Origin of the sequence: Anaerocolumna sp. MB42-C2, assembly GCF_030913705.1 — a bacterium.
Classification (GTDB): domain Bacteria; phylum Bacillota; class Clostridia; order Lachnospirales; family Lachnospiraceae; genus Anaerocolumna.
Genome location: NZ_CP133190.1, coordinates 1,518,090 through 1,541,333, shown reverse-complemented (window position 1 = coordinate 1,541,333; position 23,244 = coordinate 1,518,090). Strand labels below are relative to the sequence as shown.

24 protein-coding genes are annotated in these 23,244 nt (G+C 35.6%); 18 read left to right on the top strand and 6 right to left on the bottom strand.

The window, feature by feature from the left end; translation table 11 throughout:
• Positions 1-57: 57 nt before the first annotated feature.
• From RBU59_RS06900 to RBU59_RS06875, 6 genes are all read left to right on the top strand, one after another.
• The gene (locus tag RBU59_RS06900) at positions 58-1,518 is read left to right on the top strand and encodes a HAMP domain-containing sensor histidine kinase (protein ID WP_308147146.1); all 1,461 of its coding nucleotides are present in this window, start codon (positions 58-60) and stop codon (positions 1,516-1,518) included.
• 34 nt (positions 1,519-1,552) lie between these two features.
• Positions 1,553-2,212, top strand: a complete 660-nt coding sequence (locus RBU59_RS06895; protein ID WP_442871710.1) for a winged helix-turn-helix domain-containing protein — start codon at positions 1,553-1,555, stop codon at positions 2,210-2,212.
• A gap of 222 nt (positions 2,213-2,434) precedes the next feature.
• Positions 2,435-2,584: a hypothetical protein gene (locus tag RBU59_RS06890; protein ID WP_308147144.1), complete on the top strand. Its 150-nt coding sequence runs from the start codon at positions 2,435-2,437 to the stop codon at positions 2,582-2,584.
• Positions 2,574-3,362 carry a 4Fe-4S binding protein gene (locus tag RBU59_RS06885; protein ID WP_308147143.1) on the top strand — a complete coding sequence of 263 codons (789 nt, stop codon included), beginning with the start codon at positions 2,574-2,576 and terminating at the stop codon, positions 3,360-3,362. Before RBU59_RS06890 ends, RBU59_RS06885 begins: the two co-directional genes overlap by 11 nt.
• A gap of 174 nt (positions 3,363-3,536) precedes the next feature.
• The gene (locus RBU59_RS06880; RefSeq protein WP_308147142.1) at positions 3,537-3,959 is read left to right on the top strand and encodes a helix-turn-helix domain-containing protein; all 423 of its coding nucleotides are present in this window, start codon (positions 3,537-3,539) and stop codon (positions 3,957-3,959) included.
• An 80-nt stretch (positions 3,960-4,039) separates the two neighbouring features.
• Positions 4,040-4,381: a DUF1398 family protein gene (locus RBU59_RS06875; RefSeq protein ID WP_308147141.1), complete on the top strand. Its 342-nt coding sequence runs from the start codon at positions 4,040-4,042 to the stop codon at positions 4,379-4,381.
• 285 nt (positions 4,382-4,666) lie between these two features.
• On the opposite strand, the gene RBU59_RS28620 is transcribed toward RBU59_RS06875, so the two are convergent.
• From RBU59_RS28620 to RBU59_RS06855, 4 genes are all read right to left on the bottom strand, one after another.
• Positions 4,667-4,876 carry a tyrosine-type recombinase/integrase gene (locus tag RBU59_RS28620; RefSeq protein WP_308148552.1) on the bottom strand — a complete coding sequence of 70 codons (210 nt, stop codon included), beginning with the start codon at positions 4,874-4,876 and terminating at the stop codon, positions 4,667-4,669.
• A gap of 180 nt (positions 4,877-5,056) precedes the next feature.
• On the bottom strand, positions 5,057-5,680 hold the full coding sequence (locus RBU59_RS06865; RefSeq protein ID WP_308147140.1) for a stage II sporulation protein M: 624 nt from the start codon (positions 5,678-5,680) through the stop codon (positions 5,057-5,059).
• A 35-nt stretch (positions 5,681-5,715) separates the two neighbouring features.
• Positions 5,716-6,135, bottom strand: a complete 420-nt coding sequence (locus RBU59_RS06860) for a hypothetical protein (protein WP_308147139.1) — start codon at positions 6,133-6,135, stop codon at positions 5,716-5,718.
• Positions 6,132-6,335 carry a helix-turn-helix transcriptional regulator gene (locus RBU59_RS06855; protein ID WP_308147138.1) on the bottom strand — a complete coding sequence of 68 codons (204 nt, stop codon included), beginning with the start codon at positions 6,333-6,335 and terminating at the stop codon, positions 6,132-6,134. Before RBU59_RS06855 ends, RBU59_RS06860 begins: the two co-directional genes overlap by 4 nt.
• A gap of 514 nt (positions 6,336-6,849) precedes the next feature.
• On the opposite strand from RBU59_RS06855, the gene RBU59_RS06850 reads away from it, so the two are divergent.
• The gene (locus tag RBU59_RS06850) at positions 6,850-9,327 is read left to right on the top strand and encodes an acyl-CoA dehydratase activase-related protein (RefSeq protein WP_308147137.1); all 2,478 of its coding nucleotides are present in this window, start codon (positions 6,850-6,852) and stop codon (positions 9,325-9,327) included.
• Here RBU59_RS06850 and RBU59_RS06845 read toward each other — a convergent pair.
• Both RBU59_RS06845 and RBU59_RS06840 read right to left on the bottom strand, forming a co-directional pair.
• Entirely contained in the window at positions 9,292-10,029 is a 738-nt protein-coding gene (locus RBU59_RS06845; protein WP_308147136.1) for an ABC-2 transporter permease, read from the bottom strand. The genes RBU59_RS06850 and RBU59_RS06845 overlap by 36 nt on opposite strands.
• 434 nt (positions 10,030-10,463) lie before the next feature.
• Positions 10,464-12,374, bottom strand: a complete 1,911-nt coding sequence (locus tag RBU59_RS06840; protein ID WP_308147135.1) for a BglG family transcription antiterminator — start codon at positions 12,372-12,374, stop codon at positions 10,464-10,466.
• A 276-nt stretch (positions 12,375-12,650) separates the two neighbouring features.
• Between RBU59_RS06840 and RBU59_RS06835 the strand changes: the two genes are divergently transcribed.
• The 11 genes from RBU59_RS06835 (at position 12,651) to RBU59_RS06785 (ending at position 23,203) form a co-directional block, all read left to right on the top strand.
• Positions 12,651-12,968: a PTS sugar transporter subunit IIB gene (locus RBU59_RS06835; protein WP_308147134.1), complete on the top strand. Its 318-nt coding sequence runs from the start codon at positions 12,651-12,653 to the stop codon at positions 12,966-12,968.
• Between the two features lie 18 nt (positions 12,969-12,986).
• Positions 12,987-14,237, top strand: a complete 1,251-nt coding sequence (locus RBU59_RS06830) for a PTS sugar transporter subunit IIC (protein WP_308147133.1) — start codon at positions 12,987-12,989, stop codon at positions 14,235-14,237.
• A gap of 41 nt (positions 14,238-14,278) precedes the next feature.
• Complete coding sequence (locus RBU59_RS06825; RefSeq protein ID WP_308147132.1) at positions 14,279-14,602, top strand: PTS lactose/cellobiose transporter subunit IIA; 324 nt, start codon at positions 14,279-14,281, stop codon at positions 14,600-14,602.
• Between the two features lie 11 nt (positions 14,603-14,613).
• Complete coding sequence (locus tag RBU59_RS06820) at positions 14,614-16,059, top strand: glycoside hydrolase family 1 protein (protein ID WP_308147131.1); 1,446 nt, start codon at positions 14,614-14,616, stop codon at positions 16,057-16,059.
• A 313-nt stretch (positions 16,060-16,372) separates the two neighbouring features.
• Positions 16,373-16,645 carry an HPr family phosphocarrier protein gene (locus RBU59_RS06815; RefSeq protein WP_308147130.1) on the top strand — a complete coding sequence of 91 codons (273 nt, stop codon included), beginning with the start codon at positions 16,373-16,375 and terminating at the stop codon, positions 16,643-16,645.
• 116 nt (positions 16,646-16,761) lie between these two features.
• Entirely contained in the window at positions 16,762-17,526 is a 765-nt protein-coding gene (locus RBU59_RS06810) for a methyl-accepting chemotaxis protein (RefSeq protein WP_308147129.1), read from the top strand.
• Positions 17,527-18,026: 500 nt separating this feature from the next.
• Positions 18,027-18,614, top strand: coding sequence for a TetR/AcrR family transcriptional regulator (locus tag RBU59_RS06805; protein ID WP_308147128.1), 588 nt, complete (start codon positions 18,027-18,029; stop codon positions 18,612-18,614).
• A gap of 215 nt (positions 18,615-18,829) precedes the next feature.
• Positions 18,830-20,584 (top strand): ATP-binding cassette domain-containing protein, encoded by a 1,755-nt coding sequence (locus tag RBU59_RS06800; protein WP_308147127.1) that lies wholly within the window; start codon positions 18,830-18,832, stop codon positions 20,582-20,584.
• A gap of 302 nt (positions 20,585-20,886) precedes the next feature.
• Entirely contained in the window at positions 20,887-21,702 is an 816-nt protein-coding gene (locus RBU59_RS06795; RefSeq protein WP_308147126.1) for a CPBP family intramembrane glutamic endopeptidase, read from the top strand.
• Positions 21,703-21,732: 30 nt separating this feature from the next.
• Positions 21,733-22,215: an RNA polymerase sigma factor gene (locus RBU59_RS06790; RefSeq protein ID WP_308147125.1), complete on the top strand. Its 483-nt coding sequence runs from the start codon at positions 21,733-21,735 to the stop codon at positions 22,213-22,215.
• Positions 22,208-23,203, top strand: coding sequence for a zf-HC2 domain-containing protein (locus RBU59_RS06785; protein WP_308147124.1), 996 nt, complete (start codon positions 22,208-22,210; stop codon positions 23,201-23,203). Before RBU59_RS06790 ends, RBU59_RS06785 begins: the two co-directional genes overlap by 8 nt.
• Positions 23,204-23,244 lie beyond the last annotated feature (41 nt).

Here is a 23,244-nt window from a genome sequence, read left to right as displayed (position 1 = left end):
CATAGAGAAGAAACATTGACGATTTTCTCTGTGACACCTATTACGAGAGGGAGGACAATGAATAAGGAAAAGCAGACGGTGAAACGCAGAATTTTCATTTCTAATACCAAAATGGTACTTGTAACTTTAAGTCTATTTCTTTTCTTTAATATGCTTGTAATAAATTTATATGAGAGCAAATATAAAAACAGCAGGATTGGTTCGTCCGAGTTAGCAGATCATACCGAACAAATAAGAAAGATCCTGACAGATTGGAATCCATCTCCAAAAGAAGAGGCGATAAACAATCTCGCAAAAAAATTGAATCGGTATGGATTTTCTATTTGCGTTGAAATAGATAGTGAAGTGATTTACTCGAATACTGATTTTCCTGTGAGTGAGCTTATAAATTATATTGGAGATTATTTGGAGACAGATGGAAAGGTGCATATTTATGTACAAGACTATATGACTGTGATAACACAATATGTTATGAATGAGAGAATGAAAGTGTATGCAATTGCAGGAGAATATCATGAATTCTGGCCTCAAAAAAATAGTTTGACTACTATATTTATACTATTACTGATTGATGGTATATTCTGCATAGGTGCCTTACTCATTATTAGTCAGATTTTTACTAAGAGACTTATAAAACATATCACAAATCCTTTAGCTGTATTGTCAGAAGGAGCAAAGAGAATGAAAGAAGGAAATTATTCTGAGCCTGTTAAATATAAGGGAGATATTGAATTTGAATATGTCTGTGAGGCATTTAATGAAATGCAGGAACATATAACGGAAGCTAATGCGGAAAAGGAGTCTTATGAAAAGGTGAGAGTTGAAATGGTGGCGGGAATTTCTCATGACTTAAGGACTCCATTAACGGCAATTAGAGGAACATTAAAAGGTCTCAAGGATGGGGTTGCTGCAACACCTGAATTACGAGAAAAGTTTCTTGATACAGCTTATAGACGAACGATAGAAATGGATCGGCTTTTGGAAAAGTTATTTTATTTCTCAAAACTTGAAACAGGTAATATGCCACTGTTTTTTGAAAAGACAGAGTGGCGTGAGTATTTGGAAGCCTATGGGAAAAGATACGAATTATTGATAGAGAATGAATCTTTAAAAATTAAATTAAAAGATGTAAAAACAGGTTTGTTTTCAAAGGTTGACCGAGAACAAATGAATCGAATACTTGATAATATACTGGAAAACAGTAAAAAATATGCAGAAACAGATAAGCTTGAAATTACCATTAATATATTTGAAGAACATGCATATGTAGTACTTGAGATCTCTGATAATGGCTGTGGAATTTCAGAAGATAAGCTCCCCCATATTTTTGAACAGTTTTTCCGAGGTGATGAGTCAAGGAATATAAAAGAAGGGAATGGTCTAGGTCTTTATATTGTAAAATATCTGGTGAATGCTATGGGAGGCTCAGTAGATGCAGAAAACAGAAGCGGTCTTACTATTCGAATAAGACTACCAATTTTGGATGTAGGAGGTGATTTAGGTGAATGCAAAATATAGAATTCTGATTGTCGAAGACGATGATGATATCAGTATGATAGAACAGGCTTATCTGGAAGCTAGTGGGTTTGGTACATTCATTGTAAGTGATGGAGATAAAGTACTTCCACTTCTGCATGCGGAAAAATTTGACTTAATACTACTGGATCTTATGCTTCCTGGGAAGAATGGTTATGAGATCTGTAAAGAGATAAGAGGTGAACTTAATATTCCAATTCTCATGGTAACAGCAAGGACTGAATCTGTTGATAAAATTCGTTGTCTGGGACTTGGTGCAGATGATTATATTGCGAAACCTTTTGATCCCGCTGAGCTTGTAGCAAGAGTAAATGCAAATATAAGACAGTATAATCGATTAACAGAAGTCAATCAAATAGAGTTGGATGGGAAAGACGATGAGATACGAATAGGTAATATTCGAGTTCTTCTGCAGGGATGGAAGGTCTATAAGGGTGAGGAAGAAATTCGTTTTCCTAACCGGGAATTTGAACTATTAAAATTTATGGCTGAAAATCCTAATATTGTTTTCTCGAAGGAACAATTGTTTGAAAAAATATGGGGATATGATTATGTTGGGGATAGCGCTACGGTTATGGTGCATATTAATCGTATTCGCGAAAAAATTGAGGATGACCGTAAAACCCCAAAAATCTTAGAAACAGTATGGGGTGCGGGATATCGGTTGAATAGGTAAGATAAAATCATGTGGTAATTAGGTATTCAATGGAAGATAAAGGCTTCGATAAATATCCTCTTGGATAAAATAAGGAAGATAGCAGTAAAAGCTCGAAACGCTTGTTAGAGTAGCAAAATATAATTAGATCGAAAAGTGTTTAGGATTTGTTTAATTTTATACCTCCTGTTTGTTTAATGTGATTTGATATTATTACCACATAAATAAATAGGAGGTATTTTTGTGAAGATATTAATTACAGCTTGGTATTATCCCTCAATAAATGGGTTGGTGATATCTGTACTAAATCGAAAGAAGGAACTAATTAAAGTAGGAAATGATATGGATACGTTCCGTTGGATTTGTTCAAGGAGGCCATGTAATGAATATTAATAATAAGAAATCAGCAAAAACCACCATTCCCTTTTTTCTAATAATATTCCCATTTGTTATTGATTTCCTTACTGAGGGAATTTTCGAAAATGTAGCTCAACATAGCATTATGGAAGTTCTTATAATATTTATTTTATTTGCCATTATCTTCAAAAGAAGCTTTTGTGGTTTTTTATGCATGGTGGGTGCGCTGCAAAGGGGTGTTGGATATATAGGACTCAAGCTTTTAAAAAAAAGGGTCACAGTTCCTGCAACACTCGATAAATATCTTAGAGCAGTGAAATACATCCTGCTTACAGGCCTAGTAGCATTATCCATTGCAAGCGGTAAGCTTCTGCTACATGTCAGCGTTGATGATGTGTTTGAGCAATATAGCATAATATTGCCTGGATTAGCCTGGTTAAGTATTGTGTTGATATTTGTAACAATTATTGGCTCATTCTTTATTGATAATTTCGTCTGCAAATATATCTGTATACAGGGTGCTGTCGCCGGAGTTGCAGGTCGGTTTAGCCCCAGTGGTATCGTCCGAAGCGAAGATAAGTGCATCAATTGCACGTTATGTACAAAGAAATGTCCCTCAAATCTAGAGGTGCACAAAATGAAGAAGGTAACAACGGCTGAATGTTTTAACTGCCAAAAATGCATTGCTGTATGTCCAAAGAAAGGAGCATTAACGAATAGTTTTGCAGGCAGAAAAATCCCGTTAGTTTTGTTTTTAGCAATGGCAGGAATGCTTTACATAATGTTAACCTTTTTAATGCCGCTATTTTTCTAGATGGTGCTATGAGTGCAGGTATCGATTCATTTCTTTAACAATTATGAGGAATAGAAGTAAAAGGACTAAAACCATGAGGGTTCGTTACAAGATTTTACAGAAACGGGTGCTTATCATTTTTTCTCTTTTCCACTCGATGAATTATTTAATCAGAGTGTTTCGCTGGATGTTGTTTTGAATTCAGATAAGGTAAAAGCTGTTGAGGAAAAGTTGCAATTAGCAAAGTCTGATTTAGAGCGCATATATATTGTAGAATGTTTTCTGATATCAGAAATTAACTTTGATACAAAAGATTCGCTTATTGCTATAGCAATTGAAAAGATAAAACTTTTTAATGGCAATATAAGGATTGCTGAAATAGCCAAAGAGCTTTTTATAAGTGAAATTACTTTTGAAAGACGGTTCAAAAGGAATGTTGGTACTACACCAAAGAAGTTTGCTCTGATTATTAGACTGCGATACATCCTTGACCAAATGGATAGAAAAGGTTATATTGATGAGATTATGCATTATGATCAAGCTCATTTTATAAAGGAATTTAAATCGCTCACAGGGTTAACACCTAAAGAATATCAAAGACATAATAAGGGTGAATAAAGACGACGATTTTTTACAATAAACCTGAATGAAATTGATATATTATGAACTTACAATTTTAATTATAAAGGAGACAAAACATGGAATTTTCACTTACTTCAATTCAAGAAGCACATAAACTGTATACTGGACCAGATTTTCCGAAGTTGATCAAGGCGTTTAAATCGATGGAAATGATTACCAATATCTTTGATTTGGAAACAGGAATAGTAACGTATATCAACCGCTCGGGTGATATCCTTGAAAGTACTGGTATCAAAGTGGAATTTAATATTTGTGAGACAGGAAAATACGAGGAAGCAATTTTTGCATTACAGAGAAATCAAAGAGGTGAGTCTGATTTCTATACCTTTTGTAATGAAGTAGCTAAGGCAGGTATTTATAAATGGATATCTGACTTAGATGCAATGACCTGCTCTTAGTTTGACAAAATGGAACAAGTTATTATTATTGAAAATATTCCAAGTGTATAATCCTTGCTCTTTCTGGAAAGATAAAAAATAGTCAGTTAGCTAAATTTATTGCTGAAATATCACTCCGCCAAGGAAACAGTGGGTCTTCGCTATATCATTTTTGTTTACTCAAGGCACGTTGAAACAATAGTTCTATTATCCCGATAAAATAAGGGGTTCTAAAGTTATTATTAATTTATTTTGTGGGTGCTGTCCACCGCTTGTCCACCTAATTTTATAGTGGTGGACAATGTTTTATCGGTGGACTGCATTCTCAAAAATATCGACACTTTTAGATTTCATTATTTCAGTGTTTTTAACATAAGTGTTCATTGTTACGACAATATCGTTATGCCCGAGTCTTTCCTGCACATCCTTTATGTCAGCGCCATTTTCTATAAGCGTTGTAGCATGGGTGTGTCTTAGCGAATCAAAATTAAAAGCAATGTTTAGTTCGTGATGAATTACTCTTGCACAATATTTAAAAGAATCAGCGGCAACACTTACAGATGTATTTGGGCACTCCGTGAATAACCTATATGTGACTTATAGACGATGAAGATAGTAAAGGATGGTATATGTAAAAGGGAGGCAGTAAGGTTTAAAAATCACTGCTTCCCTTTATATTTATTAGACAAAAATCAGTTACAAGGCATTAATAGCAAAACTCTCTACAATAGCTCCTATTAACATCAGGATTATACCAAAGGCAAAAGCGCCTTTTTCCGATTTGATAAGGTGGATATCTTTCATTTTTCTGGTAACGGTATCTTTCCCGTTGGTAAGCACTGCAGCAATATGAGCAACCGAACAGGTAATCAGCAATTGTCCCATCATCTCCCAAAGTCCGGCTCTATGTATGAGATCAAAAGTACGTATGATTCTGCCAGGCAACGGAACGGGATCGCTATCCACAGAAAAAGACCATGTTCCTACAACAATGCCATTCATAAAAATCAGGGCAAAAAAAGTTATGTAGCCAACTGAAAGATAGTTTGTCTCCCATTCTTTTTTCTTAGCAAATAGGCTTGCTAGAACAATAACTGTCACCGACAGCATGTTATAAAAGAAAATCTGAAATGTGAGAATAAAGGTATTATTGGAGGTTTCCCAGTTCTGCAATGGGTTTTTGCTTTTAAGCAGTTCAGGTGGAAGCAGATAATAGCTGAGGATCATTGTTCCGAAAAACAGGACTAGAAAAAGGAAGACTGAAAAAAAGATTCGTTCCCGAAGACTGTCGCTGCTAAGCTTTTTTTGCATATATTTCATAATATCTCCTTTCCAGGCGGTTTATAGAAGGATGCTTACATTTCTTTGCTGTATCGTATTGTGAAATATATTTGTGCACCAAATCCAAACGAATAAAGAGCCACGGAGGCAAGCGTCATCCATAACGGTGAATCGGCAAGTATCAGCAGGAAAGGAATGATGATTAAAGCTCTTACAGTAATGTCAAAAGCTTTTGCTTTGGCTTTATTGGTAATGGCAACTGTGCGTTCATCTTTCGATTCGATTTCACTCTGCTTTTTTAGATCAGGGTGCTTTTTGTAATAAAGGATGATTATTAGATTTGCAACATTCATGCTAATAAATCCAGCACCTATGCCTATACATAGTCCGGAAATCGTTTTTAAATTTTCGCTGATGACAAAAATCCCAACAGCTAAGACTATAACTCCCAGCAGTATTAGAAATATACAACGTGTTACATGATTCTTTTTCAAGTTGATTCCTCCTCAAAAATAAAGATTTCTTCAATAGTCACTTTGAAATATCGGGCGATTTTGAACGCAAGTATTATAGAAGGATTATACCGTCCGTTTTCTAAAGAACCTATCGTTTGTCTGGATACTTCCAAAGCTGCAGCAAGCTCTTCTTGTTTAATACCTTGCAGTTTGCGTATTTCCTCCAGTCTGTTCTTCACATTCTCACTTCTTTTTAAAACTTGTGACGGAAAGTAAACTTTCCATATTTAATATATCATATGACTAATGTTATGTAAAGTAAGCTTTCCAAAAAAACTTACTTTATAGAAATAATTTGGGTGTTCATCAAAAACAGCAAAGAATGTTATTGATATTTATCTGCTCTCAACCGTCACAAACGTGGCGGCTTTTCTCATATTTCAAATCAAATCAGAAAGGAAAATTTATATATATCTGTTCCTTTCCAACCTGACCGACCCGAGATTAGTAATTAGATGAAATAACCGGCTTAAAAAGGACGGGATTGCATCGGTATTAGAATATACATATTTTTGTATTAATCATCTTAATAAAAATCTAAAGGAGCTCCCGCCAAGGGGATGCCAGAGGGGTACAGCATCTTTTTTGTACCTCAAGGCATGTGGAGAGTATAGTATTGATGTCAAGGGTAGAGAAGTAAAGTGGGCTGAATAGGCTAGAAAATAAAGGGTTTCCGAAAAAAAAGACAATTTTATGCAGCTTTTTGAGGATATTGAGAAATATTTGATACAACACAAGGCTGATCCGCCTAGTCAGCGATTGAAGGAGATTCTGAGATTATTTATCTGTTTCCGTGAAAAAAATATCCAGTTACTGACAGGAATTGAGGGTGGAGCAATCGACAACAGGTCTAATGCTATAATGCAAACCCCGGTATACAATAAAATGTATGAAATAGTTGTCAAATTATTAAGTGAGATGACTTTAAGCGAACAGAGTGAACCAAATAATATATTCAGGGCTGACATGTTGCTTTATGCCTATTTGGGAGGTACCGGTGCGTTTGGCACAGCTGTCATAGCAAGAAAAGATAGACTGTCGATTAATATGGATAAGGTATTTTCCTTATTAGAGAGTTTGGAAGAAATGAAAAGCAGTGAGGATACTATTACGCTCCCTAAGCTATCCCCTTATGGAAAGGGCGACAGCTTTCATAAGCATATATGCAAAGATATATCCGGTGAGCGTGAATGGATTGACTGCTATCTTGGCGTAGATATTGGTTCGACCAGTACGAATGTTGTTTTAATCAATAAAAGCGGTGAAATTATTTCCTGTAAATATTTAAGAACTCTGGGCGATCCTGTCGGTGCCGTATTAAGAGGCTTTAAGGAAATAAAAGAAGAGCTCGGTGAAAGGGTAAATATTATAGGAGCAGGAACCACCGGCTCTGGCAGGTATATGATAGGTAAAATGATTGGAGCCGACGTAATCAAGGATGAAATCACAGCACAGGCAAAAGCAGCAGTTCAAATTGACAGCGAAGTGGATACTATTTTTGAAATCGGAGGACAGGATTCTAAATATATCAGTATCGAAAATGGTGCAGTTGTTGATTTTCAGATGAATAAGATTTGCGCAGCCGGTACGGGTTCGTTTATTGAAGAGCAGGCAAAGAAGTTCAATATTCCCATCGAGAATTTTGGAGAGATTGCAATTGAAAGTGATACTCCAATCAGCCTTGGTGAAAGGTGTACCGTATTCATAGAAACAAGTATTGCATCCTTTTTATCAAGAGGTGCGAAGCTTAATGATATCGTTTCCGGATTATGCTACTCCATTGTTAAAAACTATCTTGACAGGGTTGTAGGGCAAAAGAGAATAGGAAGTAAAATTTTCTTTCAGGGAGGTCTAGCTTATAATCAGGGAGTGATTAACGCATTCAGAGTGATTACAGGAAAAGAAATCATCGTTCCCCCGTTTTTTAGTGTAACCGGAGCTTATGGGGTCGCGGTCCTGACCATGGAGGAAATGAACGGGCAAAAAAGCACTTTTAAAGGCTTTGATCTTACAGCAGAAGATTTGGCATTTCAGAGTCCAAATAATATGCAGGATACCGTAAAAGATGAGTTCCATGAAAATGTTAAAAAAATTGTATTTTATGATTATATGCCGGAGGATTCCAATAAAAAAATAGTAGGTATTCCAAGAGCACTGTTTACCTATGGAATGTTTTCCATGTTCAATGCATTTTTTAAAGAACTGGACTTAAATGTGGTTTTATCTGACCCAACCGATGAAAGTACAATTGCTCTTGGTCAGCAGTATGCTATGGATGAAACCTGTTATCCCATCAAGCTGATTACCGGACATGTGGCTGAACTGATGGAGAAAAAGGTTGATTACATCTTTTTCCCTGATTTAGTAACGGTAGATCATCCGGGTTCTCAAAGTAGAAAAAATTATGGCTGCGCTTTTATGCAGCTTGCATTTAAGGTAATGAACAGGGCGATGGAGCTGGATAAAAAGGGAATCAGCCTGTTGTCACCCACAATGGCATTTCATACGGGAAAAGAATCTATTATGAAAAGCTTTCTTAAAATCGGGGAGCAGCTAGGTAAATCACCTGAACAGACAAGAAAGGCTCTGGAAAAAGGCTTAGAAGCCGCCAACCGCTTTGAAGAACGAATGGGTGAAAATAGCAGGATGGTAATGAGTCAGCTGAAACCAGATGAAATTGCATTTGTAATGATCTCAAAAATATACGGTGTGGCTGATCCGGTGCTCAATATGGGCATACCGGAGAAGCTTGCAGGGATGGGGTATAAGATAATTCCATTTTATGATTTGATAGAAGGAGATATATCAAAAGAACATCCAAATATGTTTTGGCCGTTTGGGCAGCATATTTTGGAACCTGCCCAGCTGATTCGCTGCCACCCCAATCTGTATGCTATTTTTCTCACCCATCACGGATGCGGTCCGGATTCTATTCTTTCGCACTACTTCCGGGAGGAAATGAGAGGAAAGCCTTATTTGCATATTGAAATTGATGAGCATTCCTCCGGTGTTGGTATAATTACCCGGGTAGAAGCCTTTATTAACAGCTTGAAAAGCACCAAGGTTAAACCGGCCTATCATATCATTTGCCAAAAGACAGCTTTTTGTATATGTCGCAAATGGCAGATAGTGCTTTCAATATTCCTTTCTACGATATATAGCTACGGTTAAAACGTAAGACAAAAGAAATAATATAATTACTATTCCCAAGAATAAAGCTATGAAAAAATAGTATTCAGGGTCACTAAGTACATTGAAGTCATTTCCTGCGTTAATTAACCAAATAATTGCAAATGCTATACCAACTGCATCAAGTAAACTAATAATAATTATAACTTCGTTTCTATCTGCTCCAAAAAGATATATTGCGGGATAGTAGAGCGTACCCATGAGTAATGCAATGCCAATACTTAGACAAAAAAGTGTTAACGGGTCGCGTATTACATGATAGAAATAAAGGTTTCCATGTACTAAAACAGCAAGCCCTGCGAAAACAGCAGACAGAATTATGCCAAAAATTATCCAAGACATGTAACTTATATATCTGCTTTTAACAATATCCTTTCTTCTTACAGGAGCAGCCAATTCATATTTATTCCATTTTGTTGACGCTTCCTTTCTAAAGCCTGAAACTGCGTTGATTGCAAAGGCTGTCGCAGATATAACAACAAGTACATTAAGTAGTGCCGGACTACCCGTAATCAAAAGAACCAATCCAGCAGTTAAGAAAACGATAAGAAAAATAATAGCGCTTCCTATTGCTCCATAAAAACTGTTTTTCAAAAGACCAATCGAGCAACGATCCAATACAAGCTGGCTTGCATTTGGTGACTGTTGCGATAACTTGAGAAACTCGCAAAACGTATTTCTCATAGTTTTTATATGTCAAATGAGCTAAGAATGGTCATTGAAAGCGGACTAATACTTGATTAATTACGCGAGGTGACAGACAATCCACCACGGTATCAATCGCTACCAGAAAGGAATTACATGAAGAAAATTGGAATTGATATAGGTGCTTCTAGAAAAGGAGGATTCGAAATCAGTTCGTAATCGTTTTTTTGCAGAAGTTACACGTATATGCCTTACAAGGAATAACGGCGTGAGAAATTATTCAATACCGCAAATTCTCGCATATTATGTCATTTACAGGAGGCGATGCACATGAAAGCACCTGGTTTTTCTACAATCTAGCATGTAAAAGCACTATTGAGCTGCGCTTTCAGAATAGTCCGTTACTTCACCTAAATGAGATAAATAACATTTATTTATATACTGGAGAGGTTCCGTATTCAGGTTGAGCTCATTTAACCGGCACCAATACTTGTATACAGGATGTTTTTAAATTCGGAAAAACTGGTACAGTTTTTAATTAATTTAATTACCGATTCATTATTAAATAAAATAACCAAAGCTTCATATAACTCCCGGAAAGTCTTTTTATCAGGTTTATTCATGGCAATCAGCAAAACAATATGGACTATGTGACTATCCCAAACAATACCTTGCTTGCTGATAACAACAGCAATATTAGTTTTCAGTGCATCATGCCTTACGGAGTGGGGAATTGCAATTTCAAAAAATGCAGTTGATGCAACTTTTTCCCTTTCCAGTACGTGGTCAGTGTACTTTTTGTCAACATAACCAAATTCATACATCTTATTTCCAAGTTCTGTGATAAGATCTTCCTTTGAACGAACATTGGGATTAAAAAGAAACAAATCCTCCTGAAAATAGTATTGAAAATTATTTTTCAGTATTCTGAATTTCATGCTATTCCGGATTGCATAAATGGTATCGGACATAGTAGATTTATCAATATTATTTGTAAATGGTGGTACCAAAATTGTCTTATACTGGGGACTTTCAGAGGTCTTTATTGTAGAAATAAGCAAATCAAAACTTAAATTTTTCAATTCATGTTCAAAGGAAACAACTTTAACAACGTTAAGCTGGTTGCCATAGTTTAATAGAATCTGATTATAGAATTGCATGCTTAATTCTCCATAATTGGGACATAATATGGCACATGTAATTTTGCTGCTGTTCATTTCCAAACGTTCAATTTCACCCCCTATATGGAGTGCAATAAAAGCAGTTTCATCCTCGGATATCATAATTTGATAATGATTTATAAAAAGCATGGATAGAAAAATCGCTATATCATAAATAGTGGGACAGGAATTTTTAATATTTTCAACCATTGGATTTTTAATTGAGGAATTGGCTTTTATCCGGAGAAGCATATTGCTTACGTGAATAATAAAGGGAGCCGTAAAGTTATCCGAAGATAAATCAATGAAATAATTTTCCTGTACTATTTCTATAGCTTCTTTTACATAATGAATTATTTCCGGATCTACAAACTGTTCTAAATAATTTTCATTTGAGTTTAAATTATAATTTGCATTTGTTTTAATGAGCATGAAAATCTCAAAGTATTCATCAATGCTAAAAGTAATTTTGAAATTCGATGCCATCAGTGTGCATAAATCATCTGCAATGATTTTCTCAAGACATTCTTCAATCTCAGGATGGACATCCTGTTTTACGGAATTACCGGCGATGATTCTATCAATTACAATACTTAAATGCGTAATTAAATTATAATAAGAAAAATCGTTGATATAGTAATTGTATTTTTTTATTGTATTTTTAAGGATTGTTGTTAAACTGGTAATCTTATCTTCAGAGAAACTGTCTTTTAAAAGCTGGATATCCATAAATTTTCCATTTACTTCTTCGGAAAGAATATAGGATACCAGTTTACGTTTGGATTTTTCGCTTCCATTAATATTCAGGATATCATTTCTGGTTTCAAATTTAACCTGAAAAGATGAAAAGGACCGGTTCATTTTAATGATGTCATTTTTTAAGGTTGGGTAACTTATATATAAAGTTTCACACAAATCAAAAAGATTCAGGTTTTTAGAATTACCGATTAATAATTGTTTGACTATAAAAATACTGCGTTCCTCATAATTCTGAGGAATTTCACATTTTAATCCTGCCAAAGTTGTTTTGGCGATATCTTTATTAATGATATAACCGGTTTTGGTAGATAAAATAGTTTTATTATCCGAGCTGCCATTTATCTCATGAATATAATTTTTAATTGACCTGGTAGAAACATTGATTGCATTGGCGAGGGAAGTAGAACTGACAGGCTGGTTGTGTTCCATCAGAATTGCAATGATTTCTTTATGAGTTTTTTTCATATTATAAAATCCCCCTAAAGGTACAGTAATAAAATGTAAGCTATCTTTTATGTAGACTGCGTTGTGTATATTGTACATCATATTTTAGATTGTGACAATATGATTGGTCAGAATGGTGGAATATAAAATTTCACCATAAGGTGAAAAGACAATGTTTACTGACCGGTGCAAATGTTGAGTTGAAATTATATTAAAAATTACTGATAATATTGTTACAAAGTCAATGAAAGCAGAATATAAGCAATAATATTACAAAAAAGAACAGGAGAAGAAGATATGGAGCATAGGAACATAATTTTATGCTGTGGCGGCGGTTTATCATCCGGCTTCTTAGCACAGCAGGGGAGAAAAGCAGCAAAAAAAAGAAAATTAGATGTAAATATCGAAGCAAAAAGTGAAAGTGAAGTTACGCAGTATTTCGGAAGGATGGATATTCTTATGGTTGGTCCCCATTATGCATTCAGGATGGAAGCTTTTACGGAACAGGCAGCACCATACGGCATTCCAGTCGTATTAATTCCGGAAGATATTTATTCGATGCTTGATGGAGCAGCATTATTAGATTTAGCGATAAAGACTTTAGAAGACAAGTAGAAAGTGAGGTAATAAATTATGCAAAAGCTATTAAACTGGATAACGGAAGTATTGGCACCAAAGATTAAGAAGACAATTTCAATACCTTGGTTGGCTGCAATTGCGTCAACGATGCAAAAGATTTTACCATTTATTCTGGTTGGCTCCATTGTTTCAATCTACAATGTTTTTGTAAGATATATTCCTGCATTACCAAGTATTGCATTTGTTAATACATTTAGTTTTGGGTTTATCTCGGTGTTTGTAACTTTTCTTGTGGCATATCAGGGTATGATTGAATATAAGCATGAAAAATTTCCTGTTACGGCAGGCTTAACTGCAATAGCCACCTATTTTGTGGTAATGTGTCCCAATATAGCGAAATCGGATCTTGCTTCTTTCTCGGTAGAAGATATGAACTATTTCGGCGGAAAAGGTTTATTCGTAGCAATTATGGTTGGCGTATTTGTTATGGTTATATTCCATTTGGTTGCCAAACTTCATTTGCTGGAAGATTCCGATTCCCTGCCTGATTTTGTTTGTGAATGGATAAATAATATCATTCCGATTACCTTTATTTTATTGTCGACCGGTATCGTAGTTTTTAACTTTCATTTTGATATTTTTGGATTAATTACAACAATTTTTCAGCCGTTATGTAATATTGGACAAACTCTACCGGGTTTTATTATTATTTGTTTTTTATATGTATTTTTATATTCCGTAGGTATTTCTGCATGGTCATTGAATGCAATTGTAAAACCTATTTTAGTAGCAGGTATTTCGGCCAATGAAGCTTTATATTTAGCTGGAAAATCACCGGTTAACATTGTTACCACAGAAACTATTTTTACGACGGCATTAATTGCTATGGGTGGTCTTGGAGGAACGCTTCCGTTAAATATTATGATGTTCAAGGCAAAATCCAGAAAATTAAGGGCTATGGCTAAAATTAGTGTAGGACCTTCCATTTTTAATATTAATGAGCCTCTTGTATATGGTACGATTGTGTTTAATCCGCTTTTAATGATACCGATGTGGTTAAATTCCGTAATAGGAGCTATTGTAATATGGATAATTATGAGAGGAGGCTTATTAAATATTCCGGCCGGAGTCAATAACGTATCACGTATTCCGGCACCAATCTGTACCTGGCTGACCACTAATGACTGGAGGGCTTTTATTTGGTTCTTTGTATTATTTGCCATGTACTTTGTAATTTATTTCCCCTTTTTCAGAAAATATGATAATCAGCTTGCTAAAGAAGAGGGAATACAGACAGCAAAATGACATAAATAAAAAATTAGTGAAAACAGTAAGGAGAGTATAAAATGAAAGACGATAATGTACTAATTCCTGTTGCTATGCAAATAATCATATTTGCAGGTAATGCAAGAACGAAAACGAATCAGGCTTTGGATTATTTAAAAACAAAAGACTTTTCAAAAGCAAAAGAATATATAACAGAAGCCAGACAAGAAATTATTAATGCACATAAGGAGCAAACAGATATTATTCAAAAAGAAGCCGCGGGAGAAAGTTATGAGACATGCCTTTTATTTACTCATGCACAGGACACTCTCATGACAATCATGTCGGAAGTGAATCTGGCAGAAAAAATGATTGAACTTTTTGAAATATTTATGGTTAGGTAGGTGAAAATATTATGGAAATAATAAAAGATATAAAAGGATTTCCGAAAGATTTTATGTGGGGAGCCGCAATCTCTGCAAAGCAGGCAGAAGGAGCCGATGACAGAGGTATTACAGTAGCGGATATTCAAGATTATAATCCTAATTTAGAGCGTACAAAAGTACGCGGCGATTTAGAAAAAGCTGAAATTATGGAGCGCCTGGAAAATCCTGATAAATTTTTCTTTCCTAAAAAACTGGGTATTGAGTTTTATCATACTTATAAAGAGGATTTATTACTTTTGAAAGGTATGGGGTTACAGGCTTTTAGAATGTCAATTTCATGGTCTCGTATTTTTCCGAATGGAGATGATGAGGTACCGAATGAAAAAGGCCTGCAATTTTATGATGATGTATTTGACCTGCTGCAGGAATTGGATATGATACCAATTGTAACCATATACCATGATGATATGCCTGTAAATTTGGCACTAAAGTATAACGGATTTTTAAACCGCAATATGATAGATATTTTTGAAAAATTTGCTTTAACAGTTTTAGAACGATATAAAAGCAAAGTAAAATATTGGATTATCTTAAACCAGATAAATCTGACACGGATTGGGCTCAGCTCTCTGGGGATTGTAAGAGATACGGTAGAAAAACTTGATGAATGTAAACTTCAGGGGGTTCATCATAAATTTATTGCATGTGCCAGGATTATTGAAAAAGCACGTAAGATTAATCCTGAGTTTCAATTCGGTAGCATGCTGGCTGATTTTACGGTTGTACCTTATACCTGTAAGCCGGAAGATGTCATTATGGCAATGGAAAAGAACCAGCTGACGCAGTATTTCTACACAGATGTTCAATTCAGGGGAGAATATCCTGGTTATGTATGGAAATATTTTAGAGATAACCATTTTGATATAAAAATGGAAGAGGGAGATTTAGAATTATTGAAAGCCAATACAATGGATTTTCTTGCTATCAGTTACTATAACTCATCTGCCGTAAGTGCGGATAAGAATACGATGGCAATTGGGGATGTTACAAAGAATCCTTACCTTGAAGATAATCCGTGGGGCTGGACGGTTAATCCATCAGGTTTATATCATTGCTTTTCTAATTATTGGGACAGATATCAAAAGCCGTTAATGATAGCAGAAAATGGGTACGGTCAGATAGAAGAATTAAATGAAGAAAATACAGTTCATGATGACTACCGTATTGAGTATTACAGGGAACATATCAAAGCAATAAGGATCTGTATAGAACATGGTATCCGGGTATTTGCCTATTGTCCGTGGTCACCCATTGATATGGTATCCTCAGGAACATCGGAGATGGCGAAAAGGTATGGATTCATTTATGTGGATCAGGATGACTGGGGAAAAGGCAGTCATAAAAGGTATGTAAAAGATTCTTATTATTGGTATAAAAAAGTGATTGAAACGAATGGTGAAGATTTAAAAAGCTAAAGTTATAAAAAATTGTAACTATTCAACTGATTCGAGAGAAGATTAACCGAAGCGGTTCTGTAAATCGAAACCCCGGGTATAGTTTTGAACTAAAATCATATTCAGCTGCATGCCCAAATAGAATCAAAAACCATGAGTTATGTCATGTGTTAAACGGACATAACTCATTTTCTTTTTCTTTACATAATCCTTAATTTTTTTTATACTTTTTTACAGTAACTTTATTAGTGTGTGGCTATACGCTTTTTCACGGCGGACTGAATAGTTTGTTTACATTAATTAATAAACATAAACAGGAAAAGGAGAAATTAATATGGAAAAAGTAACCGTAACCGTAACAAACCCGGTAGGTTTACATGCAAGACCCGCGAGCTTGCTTACCAAACTGGTAAAAGGATTCGAATGTGATATTGAATTTTATAAAAATGGAGATGCTACCAAGAAGCACCAGCCGAAAAGCATTTTATCCGTAATGGCTTTGGGTGCAGTAAAGGGTGATGAACTGACCTTTGAAGCAAATGGAAAAGACGAAAAAGAAGCAATTAAGGTAATCGAAGAATTCGTAAAGAGCGGTTGCGGGGAATAGGAGATTAGGCAATCCAATACCAAAACGAAAAAACATTTACATTAAAAACAGCAAAAGAAGTAGAAGAAACTTTGAAAAATTACAAATGAACTGATGAGTAATGGGAGGATACCTTTATGAATCAAGAAAGTTTAGAAAATGATATATTAGTATCAGACGATATAGCTGAACCGGAATCAATTAATATGCAGGAAACAGAACCAGAGCCGGGTGAAGAAAATATCACGGAACAGGAATCTGCAGAGGTAACAATGACCAAAGCAGATTCTAATAAAATGAAAAATCTTGCGGATCGTATCTATTCCGTTATGACAGAAGTGGATGCAGATCTACAGGAGGTGGTGGAATCCTTTGTGGAAGCCTCTTCCAAAGCAGAAGAAGGAAATCAGGTCATCAATAATGGAATCAGCCAGATGGCAACCATACGTGAGAATTTTACTTCAGTGATACAGGCAATTAACAATCTGGAAAAAAAATCGAAGGAAATCATGAACATCGTTGAAATGATAACAAAGATTGCAAAGCAGACCAATCTGTTAGCACTGAATGCGGCGATTGAAGCCGCAAGGGCAGGTGAGCACGGAAGAGGCTTTACCGTAGTGGCAAGTGAAGTCAGGAAATTGGCGGAGCAATCCTCAGGTGCCGCAAAAAATATCGGAGAATTGATCTGCTCGATACAGACAGAAATTGACCAGACGGAAGGAATAATCCAGGCGGTAAACCAGGATGTAGAATTGGGAGAGTCAGTTATTAATGAAGCTGGGAGATCTTTTAATGGCATTTCTAATAATATTGAAGAAGTTTCAAATCAGGTTATGAACCTGTCCGCTTCTATAGAGGAGGTTTTCTCTATAACTCAGTCTATAATAAGTTGTACTTAGAAAAATTTGCAATTCTAAATCGTTAAAAAGATTAAGAGAACAAGATTATTAGGACAAGAGACGATAATCATCCCTCAAGGCACGTTGAGACGGTGGTGAAGCTTGAAAGACGGTAAAACCTAGTTTATCAATAGTTTTAGCCATTGGGTGTGTAGATGACATTCAATGGCTTTTGTATTTGGAAACATATCGGCTTAAAAGATCGGATAAGGAATAAGGAACAATAGACGTAGCTGTATATACAGTTACGGTTTTACTATTCAAACCATGATTGCAATGGAGAAATAACAAGGAAGAGAGATGAATTATATAATTGCTATTGTGTTTTTGAGTATGTAATAGGAAGATGTTCTTGTTAAATTCATTGTATTGACAGATTGATAAAATCAAGATAAAATAGTACAAGCGTACTAATATCTTTTGAAATTAATTAAAGCAATATTTTAGTGCTAATATATTATTTTAAATTTAGATTGAATAATAAAAAAAGGGGGTTGAGAATGGGAAAAAAAACAAAACAGGATATTATAGACGTTGCTAAAAAGATGTTTAACGAACGAGGATTTGATAATGTATCGGTTAGAGAAATATCAGAAGCATTAAGGATGAGTAAAGGAAATCTTACTTATTACTTCAAAAAAAAAGAAGATATAGCAGAAGCAATATTAGAGAGCAACGGAATGGATTCTTTCGAGATATCTAAAAATCTAGAAGAGCTTCATGTACAGTTTAATAGGATGCAGCAGGTAGTAATGGACAATGCATTCTATTTTGGATATTATACTCAATTGGCAAATCGGTCATTAAGGATTAGAGAGATGCAAAAGAATGTGATTAATCTAATTCGTATGAATTTGCTTCGATCATTTCATTTTCTCTCGAAGCAAGGCTATCTAATAGAAGAGCGCTTTGATGGAGAATACGAGTGTATAGTTGATGCACTCATGTTAAATATTATATATTGGATACCATATAATAGAATGAAAGATAACGATAAAGAATCAACGTTTACTGAGCATGCATGGAAATTAATCTTTGGGTTATTAAGTGATAAGGGGAAAAGTGAAGTTTCAATTGATAAATTCTAGAGTGTAGTTGCGTCTAGTGGTGTTCGAATTTGTTTGATTCAACACACAAAAGAATATATGGAGAAATATATGTAAAGTGTTAACCCCTTTTATTTAATTATCTGGATGGAGAGAAATCGTTTGCACACTCCCCACCAGACCTATAAACAACTTTGTGCATAAACTTGTTTTTTGTATTAAATTATATTGGAAATAAATTACCATAGGAGGCAATCGTGATTAAGGTTCAAAACTTGTCCTACTCGTATCCGCAAAAGGATTTATATAAAAAAGTTTCATTTACAATAGAAGATGATGTGCATTGTGCATTGATTGGTACCAACGGTACAGGAAAAAGTACGTTACTCGATTTACTGATGCACCCAAAAGAGTATCTGTACGATGGAAAAATAGTAATTGACAACACTGACAGAATCGGATATGTCAGTCAATTTTCGCAATTAGATCCCAAAGAAGAAATGACCGTGTTTGAGTATATCAGCGATGAGTTTGTAAAGCATGAGCAGAAAATATTTGACTTTTGCAAGCTAATGGAGACTACTGTAGATTTGGAGAAAATTTTCGAGGGGTATCAAAAAGAATTAGATGAATGGAATGCGATTGATGGAGAGTCTTATGAAATCAATATTAAGAAGCAATTAAAACTAGCTAGTCTACAAAAATTAGAAGAACAGAAAATCAGTAGTCTGAGTGGTGGAGAATTTAAGCTGGTTCAGGTAATCAAAGAGATGATGCTTAGTCCAAGGTTTCTAATTATGGATGAACCGGATGTATTTTTGGATTTTAAGCATCTGAACGCGTTAAGAAACCTGATCAATGCCCACAAAGGAACACTTCTTATTATCACGCATAACCGGTACTTGTTAAATCATTGCTTTAACAAGATACTCCACATGGAAAATATGGATGTGCAGGAATTTGATGGAACCTATACAGAATATAATTATGAACTTCTTGCTACGAAGATTGATTTAGAAGAAGCAGCTGCTGCAGACCAGGTAGAGATTAACCGTCAGAATAAAATCTTAGAAAAATCCAGAGCGAGAGCATCGGAAATGGACAACGCATCCCTTGGAAGAGCCGTACACGCAAGACAGTCATTGGTGGATCGGCTGAAAGCAAGAAAAACAAAGGCTCCGTTCGTGGATATCAAACAGCCGGAGATTTTTTTTGGACTGGAAAGTGCAGTGGCAGATGATACTATTCTGGAATTGACGGATTACAGCGTTGCATTTGATGAACAGCTTCTGGAACATGTGAATTTTGAAATGAAGCCTGCAGAGCATGTAGCAATTGTGGGGAATAATGGAACTGGTAAAACAACCATGCTATTTGAAATCTTTGAAAATAAGAAAGACACGATCAGAATTAGTGAAGATGCAAAGGTTAGCATGTTTTCCCAGATTACTGGCTCATTATATGACGATGCGAAAACATTGCTTGAAATTTTCGAACAAAAAGGGTTTGGCACAAAAAATGAGACAGAGGACTATTTGAAAAAATATGGTTTTGAAGGAGATACGCTTGGCCAGAAAGTGAGTGAATTATCTGGCGGAGAAAGAGATTTGTTTCAATTAGCTGTGCTCTCATTAGAAAAAGCCAACTTCCTGCTTCTGGATGAACCGACGGGGCATTTGGATGTTTATGCGCAGATTGCATTAGAACAGGCGATTTCAGAGTACAAAGGTGCAATTCTTATGGTGTCCCATGATTATTATACGGTGGCCAACTGCATGGACTATGTGCTTATGGTAGAAAACAATACTGTACGCAGAATGAGCATCCGTAAATTCCGACAGATGATTTATGCCAATCATTTCGACAAAGATTATCTGTTGCTGGAACAAAAGAAAAAAGAGACAGAAACCAGAATTCAACAGCTGCTCCGAACCAATGAGTTTGAAAATGCAAAGGTTCTGATGGAGTTATTAGAAGAAACTATTGAAAAAATGAAAATGTCAAGGATATAATTTCATTATATAGTAATGGAACTACGGTCCTAGCATATATGGAGAGGTTTGCAAGCGCGTGATTAGGAATATATAGCAAAACAATGCCTCCTTTTGACTATTCACGGCATGTTGTCCTTGTATAAAAGTTTGATAAATAATTTGGTGTGGTATATAATGGAAGACGTGAAAGTTGAGAATATGAGTGACATGCTACAGTTAGAATGGAAAAGATTATATAAAAAAGATTTTATGATAATAATCTGTAACAAAATTAAACCTGCAACGTCTAACCTGTAAAATAAACAAGGAGATGTTGTAATATGTGGAAAGATAAAGAAAAAGCACCTATCCTGGAATTTCTTGGATGGGTGCTACTAATCTCGGTTATATCAAACGTTATAGCACTTGCATTAGAAACGTATTATAGAACAGGGTTAGCAGGTGGTGAAATTTCAGTGGGTTATGTGATTTATGTCATCAATGGCGTGCTCATTGATACTCCGACGCCAATGATTGCCACTTACATTGTACTAAAACGTCATCACAAGATAGAATCAATCAAAGATTTTATTAAACTGATTGTCAGGACTCCGGATAAGAAAAAGACGTATGGAATCCTAGTATTGTTTTGTGCTACAGTATTGGTAGTAGCTTTGCTGTACGGTACCCGCAACAATTCACCTTGGTATTTGATGATTGTGGCATATCCGGTACTAATCATTGGCGGCGGTGTAGAGGAAATTGGCTGGCGTGGATTTTTACAGCCACAGCTGGAACGGAAATTCCCATTTATTTTGTCAACATTAATAACAGCGTCAATATGGATTACATGGCATCTTCCACTCTGGCTGATGCCGAGTAGTAATCATTATGGTGACAGTATACTTGGTTTTGCAATCATGTTATTTAGCTGGTCATTCATAGGAGCGGCAATTTACAAAGCAACGAGGAGCCCGCTTGCATGTGTGCTGTATCATGCATTTATCAATTCCATTGGTGCGATTTACAATTGGAATGCACTGTTTGATGCTTGGCCGAATAAAACGGGTATATATTGCTATTTTATTCTGATGGTGGTGATATCAAGCTTTCTGTGGATGTTAATTAATCATAAGGAAAAGAAGCAGAGAGAATGACAAAAATGTAAGGAGAAAGGGACATGGATCGTGGATTTTGAAAAGCTGTATCATATGTATTATGCATCTGTATATTCGTATGTCATGAAGGTTATGAAAAATTCGGACCAAGCCGAGGAAATTACGCAGGAAGTCTTTTATAAGGCGCTTAAGACAAGGGCCTCCTTTCAGAAACAATCAGGAGAATTTACCTGGCTGTGTGCAATTGCTAAGAATGCATGTATGGATGAATTTCGTAGACAGTCAAAACAAGGCAAATATCAGGAGTCAGAGCCACAGTCGACGAATTTAAACATAGAAACATTATTGGTTAATAACAATACAAGCTTTGCAATTCATGAAATATTACATAGTATGGAGGAACCATATAAAGAGGTCTTTCAGTTAAGAGTATTTGGTGAACTTGGATTTTATGAGATCGGAAAGCTATTTGCTAAAACAGATAGTTGGGCTCGCGTCACGTATCATAGAGCACGTCTGAAGATTAAGGAGAGGATGAAAAATTATGAATGATGAATCCATGAAATATGATTGTCAGGTAATACAGGATCTATTGCCCCTATATCGTGATGATGTGTGCAGTGATAATAGCAGGAGAGTGGTTGAAGAACATCTGAAAGAATGTCATAACTGCAGCAGCATCTACGAGCAGCTCAACAATACAGTTATGGATGACAAATTGTACCAGGAAATGTCTGGAGTGCTTGAAAAGCATGCCAAAATGGAACGCAGACACTCAGTTACAGTTGGAATCACAATAGGATTAATTCTGATGATTCCGGTGATTGTTTGTCTGATCTGTAATTTGGTGGTGGGACATGCGTTGGACTGGTTTTTTATTGTATTGGCAACGTTACTTGTAGTTACCTCATTAGTTGTCGTACCATTGGTAACAGAACACAAAAAAGCACTATGGACTTGTCTGAGTTTTAGTGTAAGCGTTATTTTACTACTATTGGTAACCTGTATTTATAGCAGGGGAGACTGGTTTTTTCTGGCATCTGTATCGACCATATTTGGCTTGTCAGTAGTCTTACTGCCATTTCTTGCAGGTAGTATATCATTCCCAAAATCAATCAGAAAGCAAAAAGGACTGTTCATCATGCTGTGGGATACCTTCTGGCTTTATGCAGTCATTGTAATGTGCGGCTTTTATATTTCGATGCCATCTTATTGGAAGCCGGCATTTGAAATAACTTCAATCTCTGTAATATTGCCATGGATTCTGTTCCTACTCATACGCTATACAAAGCTTACTGGATTGACCAAGGCTGGAATTTCCCTGATTCTGTTTGGAGTGTTTGCACCCATCATAAGTGATGTAATAAATTACGTACTATATGGGGTACCAAACTGGACAATTCCACATGCAGATTTATTGGTCTGGAATAATGACACCGTCAATTCCAATGTATATTTGCTGATTCTTGTGGTATTTGTAACTGTGGGTATTGTACTGCTTATAGCAGGAGAATGGAACAGACACGGGAAGCGTCATTAAATTAATAGTATCGAATATCTCTGCAAGTATGAGCATCATTA

Coding starts and splice junctions, on each gene's coding strand:
- RBU59_RS06825 (WP_308147132.1), top strand. CDS start 14,279: ATGAAAGACGATAATGTACTAATTCCTGTTGCTATGCAAATAATCATA.
- RBU59_RS06795 (WP_308147126.1), top strand. CDS start 20,887: ATGTGGAAAGATAAAGAAAAAGCACCTATCCTGGAATTTCTTGGATGG.
- RBU59_RS06865 (WP_308147140.1), bottom strand. CDS start 5,680: ATGAAATATATGCAAAAAAAGCTTAGCAGCGACAGTCTTCGGGAACGA.
- RBU59_RS06820 (WP_308147131.1), top strand. CDS start 14,614: ATGGAAATAATAAAAGATATAAAAGGATTTCCGAAAGATTTTATGTGG.
- RBU59_RS06850 (WP_308147137.1), top strand. CDS start 6,850: ATGCAGCTTTTTGAGGATATTGAGAAATATTTGATACAACACAAGGCT.
- RBU59_RS06840 (WP_308147135.1), bottom strand. CDS start 12,374: ATGAAAAAAACTCATAAAGAAATCATTGCAATTCTGATGGAACACAAC.
- RBU59_RS06785 (WP_308147124.1), top strand. CDS start 22,208: ATGAATGATGAATCCATGAAATATGATTGTCAGGTAATACAGGATCTA.
- RBU59_RS06830 (WP_308147133.1), top strand. CDS start 12,987: ATGCAAAAGCTATTAAACTGGATAACGGAAGTATTGGCACCAAAGATT.
- RBU59_RS06885 (WP_308147143.1), top strand. CDS start 2,574: ATGAATATTAATAATAAGAAATCAGCAAAAACCACCATTCCCTTTTTT.
- RBU59_RS06845 (WP_308147136.1), bottom strand. CDS start 10,029: ATGAGAAATACGTTTTGCGAGTTTCTCAAGTTATCGCAACAGTCACCA.
- RBU59_RS06805 (WP_308147128.1), top strand. CDS start 18,027: ATGGGAAAAAAAACAAAACAGGATATTATAGACGTTGCTAAAAAGATG.
- RBU59_RS06875 (WP_308147141.1), top strand. CDS start 4,040: ATGGAATTTTCACTTACTTCAATTCAAGAAGCACATAAACTGTATACT.
- RBU59_RS06900 (WP_308147146.1), top strand. CDS start 58: ATGAATAAGGAAAAGCAGACGGTGAAACGCAGAATTTTCATTTCTAAT.
- RBU59_RS06895 (WP_442871710.1), top strand. CDS start 1,553: ATGATAGAACAGGCTTATCTGGAAGCTAGTGGGTTTGGTACATTCATT.
- RBU59_RS06815 (WP_308147130.1), top strand. CDS start 16,373: ATGGAAAAAGTAACCGTAACCGTAACAAACCCGGTAGGTTTACATGCA.
- RBU59_RS06810 (WP_308147129.1), top strand. CDS start 16,762: ATGAATCAAGAAAGTTTAGAAAATGATATATTAGTATCAGACGATATA.
- RBU59_RS06835 (WP_308147134.1), top strand. CDS start 12,651: ATGGAGCATAGGAACATAATTTTATGCTGTGGCGGCGGTTTATCATCC.